Genomic DNA, 20,542 nt, shown 5'->3' on the forward strand with positions numbered 1-20,542 from the left:
TAAAACATGTCATCCGGTCCCGCGAAACAGCCAGACGGATAAACGGTGATAAACACCCGGTGTGTTTTTACCTCTGGAATGAGACAGCACAACTGATGGCCAGTCTCAGGGATCTTGGTCTTTCGGAGTATGAATCTCGTGCCTACCGGTCGCTGTTGCAGACCGGAGCGACAACGGCAAAGGAGTTGTCTCGGTCGAGCGACGTACCGATGGGCCGGATTTACGATGTTCTCAACAGTCTGGAAACGCACAATCTGATCAGAACACAGGCAGCCAGTCGACCGAAGAAGTACGTCGCGGTCGAACCTGAAACCGCGCTCGACCGCCTGCTGGCGGAAAAGAAGGCGGAACTCGAAGAACAGGCAACCCAGTACGAGTCGATCGTCGACGACCTCGAAGACCAACTCGACGCCGCGACCCCAGTCGAGGAACCGTTCTGGACCGGCGCGCTCGGCGGCGAGGACGCAGCGGATCTCCTCGTCGAGCGACTCGCCACGGCGAACGACCGGATCATCATGGTCGCTGGCGCCCCGACAGCGCAGTTCGACCTGGATATCGTTGGCGAGCGAGTGCTTGACGAACTCGAAGCCGCCCTATCCCGGGGGGTGTCGGTCTCGCTGTTGATGCGCCCCGAACTCGTCGAGACGCTGCCGGAGAGCGTCGGTCGCCGGTATCGCTACGAACTGCAGGAACACGACAACTTCGAGGTGCGAACGAGCGACGATGTCCGCGGCACCTTCGAACTCATCGACAACATCGAAGTGTGTATCGAGGTCCCCCATCCCCTAACTGACGGCGAAACATTCGCCGTCATCGACCTGAAAGACCCCGAGTTCGCGGCAAGTGTCGAAACCGAGTTCGAACCACGTTGGAACAAGGCGACGGTGTTAAAGCTGTAACCGTCGGTCGCTTTTGTGGTCGCTCGTCTCCGTGGACTGTTGCGCTCACTTGTCTCCGTTGACTTCCTGTCGAAGCTGTTCGAGCGTCGCCACGCGCTCTGCGTGTGCGTTGTGTTGATGGATAGACTCGTCGTTCGACTGTTTCATCGTCACGACAGCGCCGTCCGACAGGTCAGGGAACTCCTCGACGACTCCCTCCGCCATCGCACGGACGCAGTCCTCGACGAACTTGGCGTCGCTGTGGGCCTCGTAGGTCATGTGGTCCTCGTCCGGCCGCTTCGCGAGGTTGTAGATACGTGCGCTCATCGAATCGCGCGCCACGGCGATCAGGTCGTTCAGATCCACCTCGGGTGCGCCCTCTGATTCGACGGTGAGCGTGGCGTGTCCCCGCTGGGAGTGGCCCGGTTGTGGCACCTCATCGAGGAACTCGTCGATGACGTCCTCCGCCACGTCGAGCGTCTCCAGCGTCTCGCGGGCGCGACTCTCCGACATCCCCTGTGAACAGGGACAGACCGTCATGCCGGTGACACGGGCGCCGATCTCCTCGCGCGTCCCCTCGTCGCTCGCGGTGGCTGCGGCGATGATATCCGCAGTGCTCTGGGTCTGGAGTCCCGATGCGGGGGTCTGTTCGCGTGTCATGTACTCGGCTTCCATCCGGACCTCCGCCTTCGTCGTGTACTCGTGTTTCTCCAGCAGGCGCTCTGCGACCGATCCACAGACATCCTCGACGCGGTAGGTCGGTTCGCTGACGGCCTCTTCGAGTATCTCGTCGACGACCTGCATGTTCCGGCTCATGTCCGCCCCCTTTCGCCAGGATGGCAGGTCGACGTACACCTCGAACTCGGCCATGAACACGAGCGGGCGGTCGTCCGCGCGGGCAACCTTGAGCAGCTTCTCGACGCCGGTGACGCCGACCCGGTTGAGACCGACAGTCACCTCCGGGCTCGATGCCTGCACGTCCGGCAGTTGCTGAGTCATCATCAACGTTAGGGGAGAATCGGGATTAGTGCTTTCGATATTGCAGGCGGCTTCGGGCAGTCCGCCTGCGCTCACTCCGACCCGGTCGACAGGTCACGGAACGCGGCCTCGAAGTCCGAATCGTCGAACGAAAGCAGCGTCTCGTCGAGTTCCGAACGGAGGTCGTGCATCTCGGATTCGAGTGTCTGGAACTCCTCGCTCTGGGCCAGTTCGGACTCGGGCTTGTTCGCCAGCAGCGTCGCGTGTTTTGCGGTGAGAGCGTAGTACCGCCGGAGCGTGGATTCGTACTCTGCGGTCGTGAGAAGTTGATTAATCGTTTCGAGCAGGTCGTCCCGGGAGACTGGTTTGATGATGTAATCATCGAACGGCATGTCGATGATGTCGAAGTCCGGGTCGACTGCGGTCACCATCGCGACGCGACAGTTCAGTTCGCGCTGGCGGATCTTTTCGAGCACTTCGTCGCCGGAGATACCGGGCATCCGGCGATCGAGCAACACGACGTCGACGGAGGCATCGACCTTCTCGAGGGCTTCCTTGCCGCTGTAGGCGGTCGAAACGATGAACTCGTCGGAGAGCTGGGCCGCGTATGCGTCCGCTACGTCGCGTTCGTCGTCGACGACGAGGACCGTCGCTGGCTCTGTACCGCTCATTCCTGTGGTACTAGTGTCGAGTAGAGGCATAAAGGTTTCCAGCCGACCGGAACAATCGACGCCTCGGCCGAACCACCGCACAGGCGCACAATCGATTCGAACCATCGCTGTTTTCCGCTGTGTGACCGTACCTCGGGTATGACCGAATCGAACGCCTTCGGGGAGTGGCCCTTGCGTCGGCTGATGACCGAAGCCGTCGGATCTGGACACAAGTCAGCAGACGACATGACACGCGAACAAGCCAGCGAGGCGTTCACCCGCATTCTTGCGGGCGAACCCGCCGAGACCACCCTCGGCGCGTTCTGGCTCGCCAACCGCTGGAAACGAAACACGCCGACCGAACTCGCCGCGTTCACTGATGTGTTGCGCGAGCGTGTCGAGACTGCCACGCCGGAGTGTGACCCCGTCGACTGCGGCGCAAACTACGACGGCAAGCACACCTCTGCGTTGCTCGGCGTCGGCGCAGGTCTGGTCGCGGCCGCAGCGGGCACACCGGTCGTCGTCCACAGCGGCGACCGCGTTCCGACACAGGAAGCGGACGCCTACAAACACGTCCTCGACGAACTCGGCGTCCGAACCGACCTCTCACCCGAGGAAAGCGCTGCGATGACCGACGAGGTTGGCTTCGGCTTTTACTACCAGCCACGGTTTGCGCCCGCCATCGACGACCTGTCTGACCGCCGCCGCGAGATGGGCGTCCGAACCTTCGTCAACACCATTGAGACGCTTGCCAATCCGGCGAATGCGGACGTACATCTCGGTAGTTTCTACCATCTCCCCTTCGCGAAGCGAATCATCGACACCTTCGGCAAGATGGACAGTCAGCAGGTCGACCGGGTCATCATGTTTCAGGGGTTGGAGGGCTACGACGACATCCGGCCGGGAACCACCGTGGTCGCTGAATGGGACGGCGCGTTCACCGACTACGAGATCGAAACCGCAGCGTACGGGATGGACTTCGAGCGCGAGCAACTGGCCGTCGAGAACGTCGCCGCGGATTCCGCGACGATCACCGAAGACGTGCTCGCTGGCGAGCGCGACGACCACTTCGCGGACGCAATCGCGCTCAACGCCGCCCTGCGCATCTACGCTCGCGACGACGCCGACACGATCCAATCGGGGCTGAAGATGGCCCGAGACGCGCTCGCCTCGGGCGAGGCCGCAGAGCGACTCGCTGAACTCACACAGTTCTAGCGCTCAACGGGGTAGAACCAGTCGTCGTACTCGGCGGGCTGATTCTCGACGATGTTGAAGAAGGCAGACTGGATATCGTCGGTCACGGGACCTTTGGTTCCCGCGCCGATCTGCGTGTCGTCGACAGAGCGGATCGGGGTGACTTCGGCCGCCGTCCCGGTGAAGAAGAGTTCGTCTGCGGTGTACAGTTCCCCGCGGGAGATTGTCGCCTGGTCGTGGACGGTGTAGCCGAGATCACGGGCGATCTCGATCACCGAGCGGCGTGTGATCCCGTCGAGGATCGACTCGGACAGGCCGGTGGTGTAGATTTCGCCGTCGCGGATGAGAAAGAGGTTCTCGCCGGGACCTTCTGCGACGTTTCCTTCCTTGTTGAGGATGAGCGCTTCGCGGTAGTCGTTGTCGGTCGCCTCCAGCGAGGCGAGGACACTGTTGACGTACGCGCCCGTCGTCTTCGAGTTCGTCGGAATCTGACTCGACGCGTGCTTGCGCCAGGAGGAGATCATCACGTCGATCCCGTTTTCCAGCGCGTCCTCGCCGAGATACGCGCCCCACGGCCAGGCGGCGATGGCGACCCGTTCTGGACAGTCACCCGGATGCAACCCGAGCATGTCGTAGCCATAGAAGACGATCGGGCGGATGTAACACGAATCGAGCCCTTCCCGGCGGATCAACTCGACGGTCGCCTCCGTCAGTTCGTCCGGTTCGAAGGGGATGTCGATGTCGTAGGGTTTCGCGGAGTCGTACAGCCGCTGGAGGTGCTCCTCCCAGCGGAAAATCGCTGGCCCATCTGCGGTGTCGTAACACCGAACGCCCTCGAAGACGCCGGTGCCGTAGTGGAGTCCGTGCGTGAGAACGTGAATCTCTGCCTCGTCCCAGTCGACGAACTCGCCGTCCATCCAGATACTGTCGACGTCCATGTCGTCGAAGCTCATACCCCGACAATTTACTGCCAGCGTTAAGAGTCTTGACGGTCTGCGGTCGCTGCCACGGCAAAACAGCCACTCATTTCACCTATCCGAGCCGCTCGACCAGTTCCCGCCCCTCGACGTAGGGGATCTCGTGTCGGTCGGCGTAGGCCTCGGCGGCCTCGGGCGACAGCGCCCGCCCGGACTCGTCGTCGAGCATCTCACAGACGACGACAGCAAGGGGAATCCCGGCCGCCTTGGCGAGCGCAATCCCGAGTTCGGTGTGGCCCTGCCGCTCCGCGAGCAGTCCCGGCGCGGCCCGGAGCAGATGCACGTGGCCGGGCGATCGAAATCGTCCGGCGAAGTCGATGGTCTCGGGGTCGGCCGCTGCTTTGGCGAGTTCGCGGATCGTCAGCGAGCGGTCCGCGTCGGTGATCCCGGTTCTGGTGTCCCGGTGATTCACTGGGAGGGAAAACGACGACCGCTCGTCGTACGCCAGGTCGTGAGACCCGGCGGCGGGATGGGTCAGCGAATCGTGGAGAAAGGGGAGCTCGAAGGCGTCAGCGACCGCGTCGCTCAGGGCGACACAGACGAGTCCGCCCGCGTCGTTTCGCAGTCGCGCGACTGCCTCCGGCGTGACTGCACCGGCGGGGTAGACCAGGTCGGTCTCGCCCTCGCGGTCGACCGCGTCGTGGATGCAGACAGGACGACCGGCCCGCATCGCGTCGATAGCGGCATCGACACGCGCCTGTCCAGAGACCGTATCACTCCGAGACAGAGACGGTCACCTCCGTTTCGTCATCGAGTTCCAGCTCCGCTCGAAGCCGGTCCGGCGCGATGACTTCGAGGTGGTCGTCGCCGTGGTGTGTCCGCTCGGGCGCGATGACGTGGGCCGTGTCGTAGGACCGACCGGCACTGGAGAGCGTCGCCGGGTAGCAGTACGCTGGCCCGTAGGTTCGCTCGTCGGTCTCCCAGCCCTCGATGGTGACCGGATCCACGGCGGAGAGTCGGGTGCGTGACCGGACGCTGTCCTCGTCGAGGTCGATGTTGAGCGTGCCCGCGTACGGCTCGTAGCCGAGCTTGTCGCGAAACTGCGTCATGTAGCCATCGAGGGTGATGTAGTGACGCCCCTCACCCATTCCGCTGGTGACCGTGCCGGTCAGTTCGACGACCGTCTCGCCCTCGAAGATACGCTGGTAGGCGGCGTACTCGGCCTGCAGTCGCTGTGCGCCGCGGTCGGTTATCTCGACGAGCTGTCCGTCGGTGAGTATCTCCCGACTGATGTACTCGCCGTCTTCGAGCCGCTGCAGCCGCCGCGACGCGGTCTGGGTCGACGCGTCGAGACGGTCCGCGAGGTCGGCACACGAGAGTTTCTCAGTCCCGTCGAGTGCGCCGAGCGCAGCGAGCTCCCGGAGTGTCACCACCCCGTCGTTGTCGAGTGATTGCCGTGCCTCCTGCATACGCAAACCTTCGCCTCTGTACGCATAAGCATAACGGATGCGTTATGCATAACGCCACCGTTATATTGGGGTGGGCCGAGCCGACTGCAGACGAAGGATCGCCTCAGGAATCGTTCACTTTCGCCGGGTCGGCGCTTTCGTCTGTCGAATCACTCGGTTCGTCCGCGGTCTCCCCGTCCGAGTTAGACCCGGACTCCTCGATGTTATCGATGGACTGTTCGCCGAACATCTTCGCGAGCGGTTCGTCGTCCGCGTCCCCGAAGCCAGCGCTCAGGATCCGGGTGAGTGAATCCTCGACGCTCTCGTCGATGACCGTGTAGCGGTCGGGATGTGCCTCGATGACGAAGCCGGTCGTGATGTTCGGAGAAGTCGGCAGAAAGAGCACGTCACGACCGTCGTCGGTCGTCTTGCCGGTCTGGAAAGCGGTCATCTGCAGTCCGTCCCAGACTTCGAGGCGAACCGGAGCCTGCAGGTCGCTGGTTCCCGACAGCGCCGTCTCGACGGCCATCTTCGAGGCGTTGTAGACGATTCGGAGCCCTGGCAGGCTGTTCATCACGTCGTCGATGGCCCGTTCGAGGATCGCACCGACCGCGGTTCGCATCAGATAGCCGAAGGAAAACACCAGTAGAATGAAGATCACGATCGTGAGAAACACTCTGGCGGGCCCGTTGTCGACCGGTATCGGAACGGCGACGAGATAGCCGTATATCCAGAGTAACACGACGGCCGTAACCAGCAGTGGCGCCAGTACGATGAGCCCACTCGCGAAGTCACGCTTCCACGATGCCATTACTCAACACACAGGGACGCGCTGTTATCAGTTTGTTCGTTTTCGATGGCAGATCGGCGCTTCTCGAACCGTGTGAGCGCTACTCGAACGGCGCGAGCGCCCGCAACGCGAAGGTGACGTTCTCCGTTCGCTCGGTCATTCGTCGATACAGATAGGCGGGCCACTTCCGTCCGTAGGGGACGTACTGATACAGGTCGTGATGTTGGGACAGGTCGCGCTGTGCGCCCGTCCGGACGCCCATGAGCATCTGTATCTCGTAGGGTGTTCCGTAGGTGGAATGCAGGTCTGCCGCCAGCGTGATCAGTTCCGGGTCGTGACTCCCCAGCGCGATGCCGTCGTCGAACGCCCGGAACATGTATCGGAGATGTTCGGCGGCCTGCTCGTCGATCCGTTCATGTGACTGATAGGCGACTGCAGTCGGCGGATTGTACGCGCCCTTGACGAGTCTGGCTTTTCCCGGCAGTTCGGCGAGTCGTTCGAGGTCCTCGCCAGTTCGACGCAAGTTCGCCTGCACGCAGATCCCCACACCGCCGTCGTGCTTGCGTGCCTGCGTCTCGAAAGCATCGAGCGTGGCGTCGACGGTGTCGTGGGCCTCCATGTCGACCCAGACGAACACGTTCTCGGCTGCTGCACGTTCGACGACTGCGTTCAGGTGTTTTCGGAAGGTCGCCTCGCTCACGTCCAGTCCAAGCTGGGTCGGCTTGACCGAGATGCAGGCGCGCAGGTCGGTTCCGGCGATGTCCTGAATGAGCTGACAGTACGCTCGGGCATCGGCGGCGGCCTCCGCGGGGTCGGCGTAGTGCTCACCGAGCAAGTTCAGGATCGTCCCGATCCCTTCTCTATCTCGTTGTCGAGCGTGTTCCAACGCCTCGGCGGCCGTCTCGCCACCGAGAAAGCGGCGGGCCAGCGGCGGGAGCATACCCTTACTTGGGGATCATGTGGCTTCAACGTACGGCCTGGGAACACAGCGGAAGTGCTGATTCAGCCGCTCCGGCCCGCCAGACTCGAACCCCATCGAGACCGCAACGTTAAGTCCGAAGGGGAAACAATCCTGTATCGATGGATCCGGTACCGGAACTCGCAACGCGAGCGCAGGCCTGTGCGGAGCGACTCCACGCCGCCGACTCGGTGTTGCTCGCCTCGCACATCGACGCCGACGGCCTCACGAGCGCTGCGATTGCCTCGCGGGCGCTCGAACGTGCCGACATCTCCCACGAGGTCGTGTTCAAAAAGCAACTCGACGAGGACGCAATCGCCTCGATTGCCGCCCGCGAGTACGACACTGTGCTCTTCACTGACTTCGGGAGCGGGCAACTCGACATCATCGCCGCCCACGAGGCGGCCGGTGATTTCGACCCGGTCATCGCTGACCACCACCAGCCAGCAGACGAGACGACGGAGTTTCATCTCAATCCGCTGCTCGAAGGTATCGACGGCGCGTCAGAACTGTCCGGTGCCGGTGCCACATATATCCTCGCGCGTGCGCTCGAACAAACCGAGACCCCCCTGCAGGACGCCGGCGACCCACCGTACGACAACCGCGACCTCGCCGGTCTTGCAGTCGTCGGTGCGGTGGGGGACATGCAGGCCGTCGACGGCGAACTCGTCGGAACGAACCGGAAGATAGTCGAGGAGGGTATCGAGGCCGGTGTCCTGACGGAGGGGACCGATCTCGCGCTGTACGGCAAGCAGACTCGGCCGCTGCCGAAACTGCTCGAATACGCGAGCGAGGTGCGGATTCCGGGCATCTCGAACGACAAACAGGGCGCAGTGAACTTCCTCTCGGAACTCGACATCGACCTGCAGCGGGACGGGGAGTGGCGACGCTGGGTCGACCTGACCGACGACGAGCGTCAGACAGTCGCCAGCGCGCTCCTCCAGCGCGCGCTCAAACGCGGCGTTCCAGCCGAGAAGGCCCAACGACTCGTCGGGACGACTTACACGCTCGAAGCCGAACCCGCCGGAACGGAACTCAGAGACGCGAGCGAGTTCTCGACGCTTCTGAACGCGACCGCGCGATACGAGCGAGCGGACGTCGGCCTCGCGGTGTGTCTGGGCGACCGGGCGGCTGCGCTCGACCGCGCACAGACACTTCTCGCCAACCACCGCCGGAATCTCTCCGAGGGGTTGCAGACCGTGAAAGAGCGCGGCGTCGAGGAGATGGAGCACGTCCAGTGGTTCGACGCCGAGGATTCGATCCGCGAGACCATCGTCGGCATCGTCGCCGGGATGGCACTTGGCACCGATGGCGTCGACCCGGACCGCCCGATCATCGCCTTCGCGGACAAGGAGGGCGGCGAAACCAAGATTTCCGCGCGCGGCACCGGGCCACTCGTTGGTCGCGGGTTAGATCTCTCGGCGGTCGTCGGTGAGGCAGCACGGTCGGTGGGCGGAGACGGCGGCGGGCACGACATCGCTGCGGGTGCGACCATCCCCGACGAGAAGAAGGAGGCGTTTCTCGACCGCGCCGATTCGGTCGTGAGCGAGCAACTCAGCTAGTCGAGAAACGAGGAAGTGCCGAAAAAAGTGGTTCTGTCTGCAGTCAGGCCAGCCGACGGGCCGCGACGAGTGCGGCCGCGAGGAAGGCGACGAACGCAGCGGCGATGCCGAATCCAGGGCCGCTGTCGTCGGCGCTGTCCCCGTCGGAATCGTCGTTCATGTCATCGTCGCCAGCGGAGTCGTCGCTGTCGTCCATCCCATCATCGCCAGCCGAATCATCGCCATCGTCCATCCCGTTGTCACCGTCGCCCATGCCGTCATCCGAGACGGAGACGTCGATGTTGTCCATCACCGGTGCGGACGCGGCCACGTACGGGCCATCTTCAGCACCCTCGCTCGTGACGAAGTCGTAGGCCTGGTTGCCGTTGGTGTCCAGGTGAGCCATCGCGAACAGAGTGTCGTTCTCTTCCAGTGGCTCGTCGAGCGTGACCGAGACGTTCGTGTGGGTTCCGGGTGCGAGGTACTCGCTGGTCCCGCGGATGCTCTCGATGACCGCGCCGTCAGTCAGCGAGGAGTCGTGGATGGTCACGAAGCCGCCGTTGTGGAGCGTCGCCTGCTCGATGACGACAGTCTCACCGCTCGATGCGTCAGCGTCTGCAAAGACTGCCGCGGTGACACTCACCGTTCCGGAGTCCATGACGATGTTGCCATCAGCGGTGTAGGGGCCGTCTTCGCCGCCCTCGCTCGTGACGAAGTCGTACGTCTGGTTGTCGTTCGTGTCCTGGTGAGCCATCGCGAACACCTGATTCGGTTCGGTCAGCGGGTCGTCGAGTTCGACGACGACGTTCTCGTGTGACCCGGCTTCGAGGTACTCGCTGGTGCCGCGGATGCTCTCGATGACCGCACCCGCAGCCAGTGAGCTATCGTGGATGGTCACGAACCCGCCCTCAGCGAGGTCAACGTGGTCGACGACGACGGCCGTGCCGTCGGCGGTCTGGCGGTCGATGGTGACGCTCGCGGAGACGGTCACCTCGCCCGAGGCCAGCACGATGTCGCCGTCAGCGGTGTAGGGTCCGTCCGCGTCACCCTCACTTGTGGCGAAGTCGTAGGCCTGGTTGTCGTTCGTGTCCTGGTGGGCCATCGGGATGAGCGTCCCGTCCTCCGCAAGCGGGTCGTCGAGCGTGACGACGACGTTGCGGTGGATCCCTGGCGCGAGGTACTCGCTGGTCCCGCGGATGCTCTCGAAGGTCGCGCCGTCGTTCAGCGTCGAATCGTGCATCGTGACGAACCCACCGTTGGGGAGGAAGACTTCCTCGACGACGACGGTCGTTCCGCCCGACGCCTGGGGCGCGAACGTCACGGACGCACTGTTGCTCATCTCGACCTGCGCGTCGTCGAGGACAGCGTTCCCGTCAGCGTTCACGAAGGGGCCGTCGGCCTCGCCGTTCGTGTCGACGAAATCGTACTCCTGGTTGTCGTTCGTGTCGCGGTGGGCCATCGGAAGGAGCGTATCGTCGTTCTGGAGCGGCTCGTCCAGCTGAATCCGCAGGTTCTCGTAGGTTCCGGGTGCGAGGTACTCGCTGGTCCCGCGCACGCTCTCGAAGGTCGCTCCGTCGAGCAGGCTGGAGTCGTGTACCGTCACGAACCCGCCCTCGGAGAGTTCGACGTGGTCGACGATGACGTACGTCCCCTCGGAGTTCTGTCCGCTGAAGGACACGCTCGCGGAGACGGTCACCGGCGCGTCGTCCATGACGATGTTCCCGTCGACGGTGTAGGGACCGTCCGCCTCGCCGTTCGAGGAGACGAACGTGTACGCGCGGTCACCGTTCGTATCCTGGTGGGCCATCGCGTGGAAGGTGCCGTCCGTGATCCCCTCGTCGAGGTGAACGGTCACGTTCTCGTGTGTGCCCGGTTCGAGGTAGGTGCTCGTCCCGACGACACTCGCGAGGGTCGCCCCGTCGGTGAGTGTGCTGTCGTGGATGGTGACGAAGCCACCCTCGGGAAGCACCACCTCGTCGACGGTGATGGTTTCACCGCCGGACGTGGTTCCCTCGAAGGTGACACTCGCCTGGTGTTGGTCTGCCGATGCCGGTGTTGCGAGGACCCCGATCCCGCCGACGAATGCCGACGCGATGAGGGCTGCAACCATTACGACTGTGTATGCGCGTTGACGCATATCAAATGCGATGGAGAGTACTTAAAAGAAGATTTTCCGAACTCCGGCCGGACTCTCACCCAATTTCGCCCCCAAAGTCGACAACGTAGCTGGAATGATCGACGATACCCTACGCAAAAATTTGCTGTCCGCAACAAAATCTGAAGTATTTAAAAGCGGCGGCGAACGGTTAGTCCCACGTCACCCAGAGGAGAAAGGCCAGTCCGAGCGTTTCGAGGACGTGCAGTGCCATCATCCCTCGCCAGGCGATGTCGGGAACGTCGGAGGCGAACCAGGAAGACAGCATTGGGTCGACCATGTAGATGTACAGCGACAGCGCGTTCCGTGCGAGCAGGAAGACTGCGAACATTCCGAGTCCGAGCGTATGCTTCGAGCGAAATTCGAGGTAGTTGCGCCCCCAGACAAAGAGCAACACCGTGAGGAACACGACGTTGATGCCTGCCGCGAGGCGAGCGATATCGAACCAGAGACTCATCGTATGTCACCTACCCTGTGCATCCGTATAACCACTTTCCCAATTTCGTTCCAAAACGGTCCCGAAACCGGCCCACGTATGCGCGAGATGACTCCTGTCATGGCTTTTCTCCTGTCATGATTCGTCGACCTGCTCGATGATCGTAGTGACTGTGTCCCAGTGTTGCCGTGTGCGGTCTGTGGGGAGATACACTGCGCCGTAGTCGTCGCCGCTTGACTGTACCACGTCGTTGTCGACCAGCACGTCGAGGTGGTGTCGCACCGTCTTGTAGTCGAGATCGAGATCGTCGGCAAGCTGGTTCGCGTTCCGGGGGCGCTCGTCCAGCGCACGGAGCAGGCGCACGCGGTTTTTGCCACCGCGCGTCCCTGTCAGTACGTACCAGAGAACACCCTCCATTACCCAGTTAGTCGGAGCGCTTGATTGTAATAGCATCGCTCGTCGGAGGCACGACGAGCAGAAACGCGGCAGGATAGTCCCGGGAGGATTCGAACCTCCGTCGTAGCCCCCAGAAGGCTACATGATTGGCCACTACACCACGGGACTTCACTCCTCGATAATCAACGGCTGTACTTATGCGTGTCGTAAGCAGTTCAGCCATTCAATTGTGAGTCTCCCGAATGAACTATTCGATGACAGTTCGCACAGAGTACGTCGCACTTTTCTATTTCGCGTTCGATTTCCTCTCGTTGACGCCCGTCAGAGACGAGCTGTGAGACGGACTGTCGCTTCTCGCCAGTGTGATGAAAGACAAGCGACCGCGGATCCGACTCGTCACAGTTGGCACAACCTCGCGTTTGTTTGTAGTCGTGCAGCCACCCCCGTAACGTGTTCTCGCCATCTCGTCTCTTTCCGTGTGCTCTTCTGTGACAGTTCGCACAGAGTATCATGCAGTTCGAGAGTTCTTCTGCAAGCTTCTCTCGGCGGTATCCATACGTAACCATCTCGACGAGCGCCATCGTTTTCTCCGCCCCGTCGGTGTGGTGTGCATCCAGTACCGTGAGGTCGGTCACATCACAGCCCTCACAGCCAATCTTTGCCTTCTGTTCGTTTACCCAATCGCGGAGTCGAGATCGCCGCTGTAGTGTCCGTTCTGTGTTCCACTCTCGGTTCCGGTAGTGCCAGCGCTGGTCGACCGTGAGTTCGTCCCACCCAACATCTGATGGGAGGTCGACATGATCCGGCTTCGACGAAACTCGTGTTCCCCTTGATGGATTTGTCTTCAGGCCAGCTCGCTCTTTTGCTTCGTTCCAGCCACCGATGACACGAATTATCGTTCCGGACGCTGGTGTCAGCCCGAGTTCCTCGTACTCCGCTTTTGTCGGTGACTCCCCCAATTGCGAGGCTGCCTCTTGCAGTGCAATTAGACACTCTCGCTCGCTCGTCTGCATACACAACCAGACGAACTGACAGTCCCTAAGACATCACCACGCAGTGGAACTAATACTTCAAATACAAAAACGAGCGAGTCACGAAACGCTTCTCTTGAGCCACAACCCAGACCGATACCTACATACTCACGGACGCGCGAGACGCGAGTATGTACGTTGGACGATTCGTCGTCGTCGCCCCGACCGTCGGTGCGTACCGCGTCTCCTCGCGGTCGTTCCCAAATCGACAGGCGATCAAGCGCAACGGAACCGTCACCGTCGGACCGACCGAAGACGCACCGGAGACGGACAACCCATACATCTCCTACAACTGCATTCAGGTGACAGACAGCGGTGCGGCTCTCGGAAACGGCTCACACGTCGACCCCATCGCCGAGAAACTCGCCTTGGGCTATCCCGCCCGCGACGCGCTGGCGGACCCGCTGCTCTCGCTGGACTTCGAGAAAGACGACTACGACACGCCGCGGATCGCTGGCATCGTCGGCGTCGACGACTCGACCACCACGGAGGGACAGAGCGCCTATATCGGAACGGTCAGACGCGACGCGCTGATCGTTGAGGAAGTGACCGAACCGACGCTCGTTGCGACCTACGAGCGCGCGCGGCCGGAACCGTTCGACTTTGCCGCGACTGACGCCGCCAGCGCTGCCCGCGAGGTGTACGACCACGAGTTCGAACACCGGATCTGTGCCGCGGGCGTCTCGACGACTGCAGACGGGTTCGAGACGGCAGTCGTCAACGACGAGTGAGAACGGAACCGTAGAGGACCTCCGTTCGCTCGGGGTCTCCGACGCGCTTTTCCAGACAGAGGCAGTACCGAGCGTATGGTCGAGGAGACAATCGCGGCGGTCAAGTCGGACCTTGCCGCGCGCGATGGCGTGCTCGTTGCCTTTTCCGGCGGCGTGGATTCGAGTGTGGTCGCGGCACTGGCCCACGATGCACTCGGGGCAGAGGCCGTCGCGTGTACTGCAAAGAGCGAGACACTCCCCGCGGCGGAACTCGAAACGGCCCGAGCGGTCGCTGACGAAATCGGCATCCGACACGACGTGGTCTCCTTCAGCGAACTCGACAGCGACGCCTTCGTCGAAAACGACGAGAAGCGTTGCTATCACTGCCGGTCGATGCGTCTCGGGACGATGTTCGACCGCGCCGAGGAACTCGGCATCTCGACGGTCTGTGACGGAACTAATGCTTCGGACCCCGGAGAGGGGCACAGGCCGGGGCTGGACGCCGTCGCCGAACAGGACGCGTACTCGCCGCTTCTGGAACACGAGGTGACCAAATCCGAGGTGCGCGAGATCGCGGCCCACTACGGGCTATCGGTCGCCGACAAGCCCTCGATGGCCTGTCTCTCCTCGCGGATCCCCACAGGGATTTCAGTAACTGAGGAGCGACTCACTCGGATCGAGCGTGCCGAGCAACTCCTGCGAGCGTGGGGGTTCGACCAGTTTCGCGTGCGTGACCACGACGGACTCGCCCGGATCGAAGTGGGCGAGGACGAACTCGACGTGGCGCTCGATGCCGACTTTGTCCGGGCCGTCCGCGAGCACTTCGCGGATCTTGGCTTCGACCACGTCACGCTGGATCTGGAGGGGTACGCGACCGGGAGCGTCAGCCCCGACGAGATGCCTGCCGAAGCCGATGAACCCGAGCAGGTGACCGACTGAGCGTCGCGCGATTCGGGCCGCCGTCGTGACTCCCGGGTGGGCAGGGACGTCACACACGAACGAGACACTCAAGACGAACGAAACCGAAGGGGCGATAATGGCCAACCAGTCCGTCATCGAGGCCGGAGAGATGGACGTCGAGGAACTGCTCGAAGCCCTCGAATCCGGCGAGCGGATCGTCGTCCGGACGGAGTTTCTCGGATCGGAACACGAGATAACGCTCCGGTACGACGGCGAGACGTACTACTGCGACACGCCCACGCGGCTGCACAAACACGACTCGCGGACCGAGATGCAGACCTGCCTCGAACGGCAGGGGTACGCGCGCGAAGAGTAAGTATCGCACCCGGTACCGGGTCCCGAACTGCTGGATTTATTGCACCGACATCCTAACACGGCGTATGGCCGAGGCGGACCCATCCCCGGAGCAGTTTCGGGATCTGATGCTCGAAGACGAACCGACGTTCAGCGAGGTACTGGTCTGTGTCTTCGGGATTCAGCAACACGAGGCACGGACGTATCTGACGCTGCTCGACTATTCCGGCAGCACCGTCGAGGAACTGGCTACGCAACTCGACCGGGACCGGTCGAACGTCAATCGCTCGTTGTCGACGCTCCGGGAGAAGGGCCTCGCAGAGCGGGAACGGCGACTCCTCGACAGCGGCGGCCACGTCTACCAGTACACCGCGACGCCGCTTCCCGAGACCCGGGAACTCCTCCACGAGACGCTCGACGCGTGGGCGGGGTACGTCCACGAGCGCATCGACGAGTTCGGGGAGTGATCCCGTGCTCGACCAGTCGTGTCCCTCCGCCAGCAATCACCCATCCGAGAGTGTCATCGAACGCTGAGCGGTGTTTTGCAGCGCGTCCGAGCGGCCATACTCGCCGGGTGCGACGGCGATGGTCTCGACATCTCTGGCGGCGGCACGTTCGAGGACGGGCTTGAAGTCGGTGTCCCGCGAGACGACGGCGAGCACGTCTATCTGCCCGTCGACGACGGCGGCGGTCGCATCCACTGCGAGCCGAACGTCGACGTCGCCGCTGGTCGTGACGACGTCGAATCCGCGGGCTTCGCCCGCCTTGATCAGGTTCGGCGTCGCGTGTTCGTTCAGATAGATCCGCGCGAGCGTCATCCGCCCCTCGTCGTCACCGATCGCACGAACCTCGTCCAGATCCACCTCGAACTCGTCGCGGAACACGTTCGGGCCGTCGACGAACAGGCCGACCCGCGGCGTCCGGTCGTCGCGCCCTCGGAGCAGTCCCATACGTCCGGTTGCACCGGACGGGATAAATCGGTGTCGTGCCCGGCGTGTCACTCGAATATCCAGAGGACGTATCCAGTGCCACCCTTGAAATGGATGGCACAGTTGGAGCTAGTATGGCCCCGAGCACACACCTGCGTGTGGTCGCTGCGCATCGCCTGCTCGAACCGACACCGTCGGCTGTCCGTCCGAACCGATGACGGGTGGACTGCCCGACATCGACCGGATGGTGGAACTGCTGGAGTCCGGACGCGGCGACGGACTGTACAGCGGCGCGGCGCTGGGTGTCGGTACGAGTGACGAGCGACGAATTCGCGTCGTCGGTGAGCGCGAGGTGGATGGCGAACCAGTCACTGCAGACACCCGGTTCGACCTGGCGTCGCTGACCAAACCCGTGGCGACGACGACTGTGGTCGCGCGACTCGTCGAGCGCGGCGAACTCGCCCTCGACGCGACGCTTGGGGAGCATCTCGATAGCGTGGCCGACACGCCCCGCGAGTCGATCCCAGTCCAGTCGCTTCTGACACACACGTCGGGACTGCCGCCCTACAAGTCCTTCCCGTACGGCTGGGATTCCCGGGAAGCGCTCGTCGAATCGGTCGCCGACTCGCCGATCGGCGTCCTCGCCCCGCCGGGAGAGTTGCACGTTTACAGCGGCCTCAACTTCGTCTTGCTGAGCGAACTCGTCCGGACGATTACGGACGGAACGCTCGCCGCGGCATTCGACCGGTTCGTCGGATCGCCACTCGATCTCGACGAGACGGCGTTTGGCCCGCTTTCGGGTGTTCCCGTCGCCGCGACACGGGACCGCAAGTGGCGCGAGCGAACGCTTCGCGGCGAGATTCACGACTACATGGGCGCAGCAGCGAACGGCGAGAGCGGAAACGCCGGACTCTTCTCGACCGCTGGCGACCTGGCGACGGTCGCACAGCTGCTGTTGAAAGGGGGTCGACACGACGGGACGCAGGTGCTCGCGCCCACGACCGTCGAGCGTCTGAGCGAGGACGGAACTCCAGAACTCGACGCCCGGCAGGGGCTTGGCTGGCGACTCGGAACCCAGACCCGTCCGGCGACGGGGTGGGGCGAGGACGCGCTCGGCCACACCGGATTCACCGGCACGTCACTGTGGCTCGACCCCACCGAGGATCTGTTCGTGGTCGCGCTTACGAACCGGGTGCTCGTCACCGAGGAGACACAGGCCCTGCAACGATTGCGAACACGCCTGCACGAGGTTGCCGCCGCAACGAGAGCAGATAGTAATGAACGATAACGCCTCGGAACGACCTGTCGAATCGACAGTAAAACACGGGAACATCAGTACTGATGGCGGGCACACCAACTCCGACGAGCGATACGTCGTCGGGTTGATGGCCGGAACGTCACTCGATGGCGTTGACGCCGCCTGTTGTCGGGTCGTCCGCGAATCGGAGCGTCCGTTCGGCTACGACGTGACCGTCGAGTCCTTCGTCACGACCCCCTACGAGGACTCGATTCGCGAGCGACTCGTCACCCTCTGTGACGACGACACCGGCCGGATCGACGAGGCCTGCCGACTCAACCGGGCGCTCGGTCTTGTCTGTGCCGACGCAGCGACAGAGGCGATCGCCGCGGCCGGACTCGACGCCGCCGCGGTCGATGCGATCGCGAGTCACGGACAGACCGTCTGGCACATCCCGGACCGGGAGCGGGTCGACGCGCTCGACCGGTCGGTACGCTCGACGCTTCAGATTGGCGACGGCGCAACGATTGCTTCCGAGACTGGTATCCGTACGATATCGGATTTCAGAGCCGCCGACGTGGCGGCGGGCGGTCACGGCGCGCCGCTCGCTTCGTTTCTGGATGCGACGCTGTTCGCGGGCGAGCAGGCGCGTGCGCTCCAGAACATCGGCGGGATCGGAAACTGCACGTTCCTGCCGCCGAACCCCGACCGCGACGAGATTCGCGCGTTCGACACCGGCCCCGGCAACATGGTCATCGACGCCGTCGTCGAGATTCTCAGTGACGGCGAGCGAACCTACGACGAGGATGGCAGACAGGCCGCTCGCGGAACACCCAGCGACGAACTCGTCGACCGGATGCTCGATGCGCCCTATTTCGCCGAGGAACCGCCGAAGACGACCGGCCGCGAACTGTTCGGTCACGAGTACGCCCGAGACTTCATCGACGCCGGGCGCGAACGCGGGCTGTCGGAGGCGGATATCGTCGCCTCGGCGACGATGCTGACCGCTCGGTCGATCGCACAGGCCTACGAGCGCTTCGCCGACCCCTACCCCGAAGAGATGCTCGTCTCCGGCGGCGGTGCCTACAACGACACCCTGCTGTCCTATCTCCGCGATGAACTGACCTGTCCCGTCTCGCCGCTCGACCACGGCGGGATCGGCCCGGACAACAAGGAGGCCGCGCTGTTTGCGCTGCTCGGGGCGACACGACTCGACGGCGTCGCAAACACCGTCCCCGCCGCGACCGGTGCCGACCGCCCCGTCGTCATGGGGAAGGTGAGCCAGCCATGATCGTTGACCCCGGGCCTGGGGAACCGATCCGGACGCCGGGTGGTCCTGTCGAACTCGATGTGCCGGAACTGTTCGTGTTCGACTTCGACGGAACGCTCGTCGACCAGCGCGGCGGCTGGCTGCTCCTTCAGGAACTCTTTGGCACCCGTGGCGCGGGAAAGGAGTTGACCGAGCAGTACGACGCCGAGGTGATCGACTTCCAGGAGTGGTGTGAGCGAAACGTCGACCTGCTCGCGGAGCGAGGCGTTCGCCGTCGGCACATCCAGCGAGCGGCGGCGGCGGTCAAACTCACACGCGGCGCGAACGAACTCCTCGAACTCCTCCAGGACGGCGACGTGCCCTACGGCGTCGTCAGCGGCGGCGTTCGAGGCCTCCAGGCCGTCCTCGACCCGTTCGAACCGGACTTTCGGTACGCGAACGAGATCCAGTTCGCGGACGGGAAGGCTGCCGGAGCGAACTCCGGGGACGGGAATGACTCGGAAGGCGAGGAACTTGTCGGCGCGCGCGCACGCGTCGGGCCCGACGACAAGGACGCGGTCCTCGATGACCTGTGTGCCGAGTACGACGTCGACCTCTCGGAGGTGTTCTACGTTGGCGATTCACACACGGACGTGGAGGCGTTCGCGGTCGCTGGCTGGTCGGTCGCTTTCGACCCCGACGAGCGGATCGGCGACTCGGTCATCGAGCAGACCGACCTCGTCGTCGAGGACCGCGACATGGCTCACCTGACGAACCTGTTGACTGATCTCGGGCTCTGATCAGCGCCGAAGCCGAGCGACGGCGGGACTCTCGACGGGTCGGTCTGCCCGTGCGAGCAGTCGCTCGATCCGTCGTTCCGTCTCTGGATGGGTCGAGAGCCATTCGGGCGGTCGCTGTTGCTTCTGTTCGATGTACAGAAGCGAGAGGATGCCGCGTCGCGGGATGCTCGCTCGATGGATCTTCGCGAGTGCGCGAGCCAGCGCGACCGGATGCCCAGTCACCTCGGCTGCGCGACTGTCGGCGGCGAACTCGCGCTTGCGCGAGTACGCGAGCAGGCCGAGGGTCAGCACGCTGAACAGCGCGCCGAGAGTGAACTGAATGGACCGCTGAAACACCCAGGCGAGCCCGTACTGTCGGCGCCGGGGACGCCCTGCGATCCAGGCCGTGCCCCGATCGATGCCGAGCAACAAAAGCGTGATCGGTGCGAGCAGCACGAACACCACCGTGACGAGCAGGCGCATCGCCGTTACGACCAGCGTCTGCAGGAGCGTGTCCCGCCGCTCGATGTGAGCGAGTTCGTGCGCGAGTATCGCTTCCAGTTCGTCGGGGGTCAAAAGCGAGAACAGCCGCGAATCGAGTACGATGACGCTCTGTGTCGGCGTCCCGAGCGAGAACGCGTTCGGGGCGTCCATCTCTGCCACCAGCAGTTGCGGCTGTCGAAGTCCCATCTCCGCGGTGAGTCGCTCCAGCCGACGGTAGACCGTCGGTGCCCGCCCGCGTGACAGTTCCGTCGATTCCAGGCTGGTCAGCAGCCGTATCGTTCCGAGCCGATGGGCCACGTATCCGAAGACGGCCACCGCGGCGACAAACACCACGGACAGCACCCACAGCGGCGGCGGGTCGAGAACGACGGCCCACAGAACGAGCGCGCTCGCAACGGAAAGTCCAGCGTAGACGAGAAAGACGGCGACCCCCATGAGGACGGACACGAGTGCGGTGGGGCCGCGGGACATGATCGCTTGTTTTCACGGAGAGACAAAACTACTGTCG

General features: G+C 63.4%; 23 protein-coding genes and 1 tRNA gene. 10 read left to right on the forward strand and 14 right to left on the reverse strand.

Annotated features, from left to right (window positions below; all coding sequences use genetic code 11):
- Positions 1–95 precede the first annotated feature (95 nt).
- Complete coding sequence (locus tag ACMGFL_RS03525) at positions 96–899, forward strand: TrmB family transcriptional regulator (RefSeq protein WP_436934154.1); 804 nt, start codon at positions 96–98, stop codon at positions 897–899.
- A gap of 45 nt (positions 900–944) precedes the next feature.
- Here ACMGFL_RS03525 and mptA read toward each other — a convergent pair whose 3' ends face one another.
- Both mptA and ACMGFL_RS03535 read right to left on the reverse strand, forming a co-directional pair.
- Positions 945–1,877, reverse strand: coding sequence for a GTP cyclohydrolase MptA (gene mptA / locus ACMGFL_RS03530; RefSeq protein ID WP_436934155.1), 933 nt, complete (start codon positions 1,875–1,877; stop codon positions 945–947).
- A 71-nt stretch (positions 1,878–1,948) separates the two neighbouring features.
- Positions 1,949–2,527 carry a response regulator transcription factor gene (locus tag ACMGFL_RS03535; protein ID WP_436934156.1) on the reverse strand — a complete coding sequence of 193 codons (579 nt, stop codon included), beginning with the start codon at positions 2,525–2,527 and terminating at the stop codon, positions 1,949–1,951.
- A 138-nt stretch (positions 2,528–2,665) separates the two neighbouring features.
- Here ACMGFL_RS03535 and ACMGFL_RS03540 point away from each other — a divergent pair, with 138 nt between their 5' ends.
- Positions 2,666–3,721: an anthranilate phosphoribosyltransferase gene (locus tag ACMGFL_RS03540; RefSeq protein WP_436934157.1), complete on the forward strand. Its 1,056-nt coding sequence runs from the start codon at positions 2,666–2,668 to the stop codon at positions 3,719–3,721.
- Here ACMGFL_RS03540 and ACMGFL_RS03545 read toward each other — a convergent pair.
- The 5 genes from ACMGFL_RS03545 to ACMGFL_RS03565 all read right to left on the reverse strand — a co-directional run bounded on the left by ACMGFL_RS03545 (position 3,718) and on the right by ACMGFL_RS03565 (position 7,795).
- Positions 3,718–4,653 (reverse strand): branched-chain amino acid transaminase, encoded by a 936-nt coding sequence (locus tag ACMGFL_RS03545; RefSeq protein WP_436934158.1) that lies wholly within the window; start codon positions 4,651–4,653, stop codon positions 3,718–3,720. The two genes, ACMGFL_RS03540 and ACMGFL_RS03545, sit on opposite strands and share 4 nt — an antisense overlap.
- 79 nt (positions 4,654–4,732) lie before the next feature.
- The gene (gene ribB / locus ACMGFL_RS03550) at positions 4,733–5,404 is read right to left on the reverse strand and encodes a 3,4-dihydroxy-2-butanone-4-phosphate synthase (RefSeq protein ID WP_436936412.1); all 672 of its coding nucleotides are present in this window, start codon (positions 5,402–5,404) and stop codon (positions 4,733–4,735) included.
- Positions 5,391–6,086 (reverse strand): DUF120 domain-containing protein, encoded by a 696-nt coding sequence (locus ACMGFL_RS03555; RefSeq protein ID WP_436934159.1) that lies wholly within the window; start codon positions 6,084–6,086, stop codon positions 5,391–5,393. The genes ribB and ACMGFL_RS03555 overlap by 14 nt, the downstream gene beginning before the upstream one ends.
- A 103-nt stretch (positions 6,087–6,189) precedes the next feature.
- Positions 6,190–6,876, reverse strand: coding sequence for a DUF502 domain-containing protein (locus tag ACMGFL_RS03560; RefSeq protein WP_436934160.1), 687 nt, complete (start codon positions 6,874–6,876; stop codon positions 6,190–6,192).
- A 79-nt stretch (positions 6,877–6,955) separates the two neighbouring features.
- Positions 6,956–7,795, reverse strand: a complete 840-nt coding sequence (locus tag ACMGFL_RS03565; protein WP_436934161.1) for a proline dehydrogenase family protein — start codon at positions 7,793–7,795, stop codon at positions 6,956–6,958.
- A gap of 140 nt (positions 7,796–7,935) precedes the next feature.
- Between ACMGFL_RS03565 and recJ the strand changes: the two genes are divergently transcribed.
- Complete coding sequence (gene recJ, locus ACMGFL_RS03570; RefSeq protein WP_436934162.1) at positions 7,936–9,375, forward strand: RecJ family nuclease; 1,440 nt, start codon at positions 7,936–7,938, stop codon at positions 9,373–9,375.
- A gap of 43 nt (positions 9,376–9,418) precedes the next feature.
- Here the strand turns inward: recJ and ACMGFL_RS03575 are convergent, their stop codons facing one another.
- The 5 genes from ACMGFL_RS03575 to ACMGFL_RS03595 all read right to left on the reverse strand — a co-directional run bounded on the left by ACMGFL_RS03575 (position 9,419) and on the right by ACMGFL_RS03595 (position 13,354).
- Positions 9,419–11,491, reverse strand: coding sequence for a DUF7282 domain-containing protein (locus ACMGFL_RS03575; RefSeq protein WP_436934163.1), 2,073 nt, complete (start codon positions 11,489–11,491; stop codon positions 9,419–9,421).
- 169 nt (positions 11,492–11,660) lie between these two features.
- Positions 11,661–11,966, reverse strand: a complete 306-nt coding sequence (locus ACMGFL_RS03580; RefSeq protein WP_436934164.1) for a DUF8036 family membrane protein — start codon at positions 11,964–11,966, stop codon at positions 11,661–11,663.
- 114 nt (positions 11,967–12,080) lie between these two features.
- Positions 12,081–12,362 carry an ArsR/SmtB family transcription factor gene (locus tag ACMGFL_RS03585; RefSeq protein WP_436934165.1) on the reverse strand — a complete coding sequence of 94 codons (282 nt, stop codon included), beginning with the start codon at positions 12,360–12,362 and terminating at the stop codon, positions 12,081–12,083.
- Positions 12,363–12,436: 74 nt separating this feature from the next.
- Positions 12,437–12,509, reverse strand: a tRNA-Gln gene (locus ACMGFL_RS03590).
- Positions 12,510–12,556: 47 nt separating this feature from the next.
- Positions 12,557–13,354: a homing endonuclease associated repeat-containing protein gene (locus ACMGFL_RS03595; RefSeq protein ID WP_436934166.1), complete on the reverse strand. Its 798-nt coding sequence runs from the start codon at positions 13,352–13,354 to the stop codon at positions 12,557–12,559.
- Positions 13,355–13,503: 149 nt separating this feature from the next.
- On the opposite strand from ACMGFL_RS03595, the gene ACMGFL_RS03600 reads away from it, so the two are divergent.
- From ACMGFL_RS03600 to ACMGFL_RS03615, 4 genes are all read left to right on the forward strand, one after another.
- Positions 13,504–14,103: an IMP cyclohydrolase gene (locus ACMGFL_RS03600; RefSeq protein ID WP_436934167.1), complete on the forward strand. Its 600-nt coding sequence runs from the start codon at positions 13,504–13,506 to the stop codon at positions 14,101–14,103.
- A 75-nt stretch (positions 14,104–14,178) separates the two neighbouring features.
- Positions 14,179–15,021, forward strand: coding sequence for an ATP-dependent sacrificial sulfur transferase LarE (gene larE, locus ACMGFL_RS03605; RefSeq protein WP_436934168.1), 843 nt, complete (start codon positions 14,179–14,181; stop codon positions 15,019–15,021).
- 97 nt (positions 15,022–15,118) lie between these two features.
- Positions 15,119–15,358 carry a DUF8001 family protein gene (locus ACMGFL_RS03610; protein WP_436934169.1) on the forward strand — a complete coding sequence of 80 codons (240 nt, stop codon included), beginning with the start codon at positions 15,119–15,121 and terminating at the stop codon, positions 15,356–15,358.
- 64 nt (positions 15,359–15,422) lie between these two features.
- Entirely contained in the window at positions 15,423–15,803 is a 381-nt protein-coding gene (locus ACMGFL_RS03615; RefSeq protein WP_436934170.1) for a helix-turn-helix domain-containing protein, read from the forward strand.
- A gap of 36 nt (positions 15,804–15,839) precedes the next feature.
- Here the strand turns inward: ACMGFL_RS03615 and ACMGFL_RS03620 are convergent, their stop codons facing one another.
- Positions 15,840–16,286: an NYN domain-containing protein gene (locus ACMGFL_RS03620; protein ID WP_436934171.1), complete on the reverse strand. Its 447-nt coding sequence runs from the start codon at positions 16,284–16,286 to the stop codon at positions 15,840–15,842.
- Positions 16,287–16,479: 193 nt separating this feature from the next.
- Between ACMGFL_RS03620 and ACMGFL_RS03625 the strand changes: the two genes are divergently transcribed.
- From ACMGFL_RS03625 to ACMGFL_RS03635, 3 genes are read left to right on the forward strand one after another with little or no spacing between them, the layout of a single operon-like run.
- Positions 16,480–17,553, forward strand: a complete 1,074-nt coding sequence (locus ACMGFL_RS03625) for a serine hydrolase domain-containing protein (protein WP_436934172.1) — start codon at positions 16,480–16,482, stop codon at positions 17,551–17,553.
- Positions 17,543–18,793 carry an anhydro-N-acetylmuramic acid kinase gene (locus ACMGFL_RS03630; RefSeq protein ID WP_436934173.1) on the forward strand — a complete coding sequence of 417 codons (1,251 nt, stop codon included), beginning with the start codon at positions 17,543–17,545 and terminating at the stop codon, positions 18,791–18,793. The genes ACMGFL_RS03625 and ACMGFL_RS03630 overlap by 11 nt, the downstream gene beginning before the upstream one ends.
- The gene (locus ACMGFL_RS03635; RefSeq protein ID WP_436934174.1) at positions 18,790–19,551 is read left to right on the forward strand and encodes an HAD family hydrolase; all 762 of its coding nucleotides are present in this window, start codon (positions 18,790–18,792) and stop codon (positions 19,549–19,551) included. The genes ACMGFL_RS03630 and ACMGFL_RS03635 overlap by 4 nt, the downstream gene beginning before the upstream one ends.
- Here the strand turns inward: ACMGFL_RS03635 and ACMGFL_RS03640 are convergent, their stop codons facing one another.
- A complete protein-coding gene (locus tag ACMGFL_RS03640) occupies positions 19,552–20,505 on the reverse strand; it encodes a M48 family metallopeptidase (RefSeq protein ID WP_436934175.1) in 954 nt (317 codons plus the stop codon).
- Between the last annotated feature and the right edge of the window lie 37 nt (positions 20,506–20,542).

The sequence above is a fragment of the Halovenus marina genome, from assembly GCF_051414115.1.
Taxonomy (GTDB): Archaea; Halobacteriota; Halobacteria; order Halobacteriales; family Haloarculaceae; genus Halovenus; species Halovenus marina.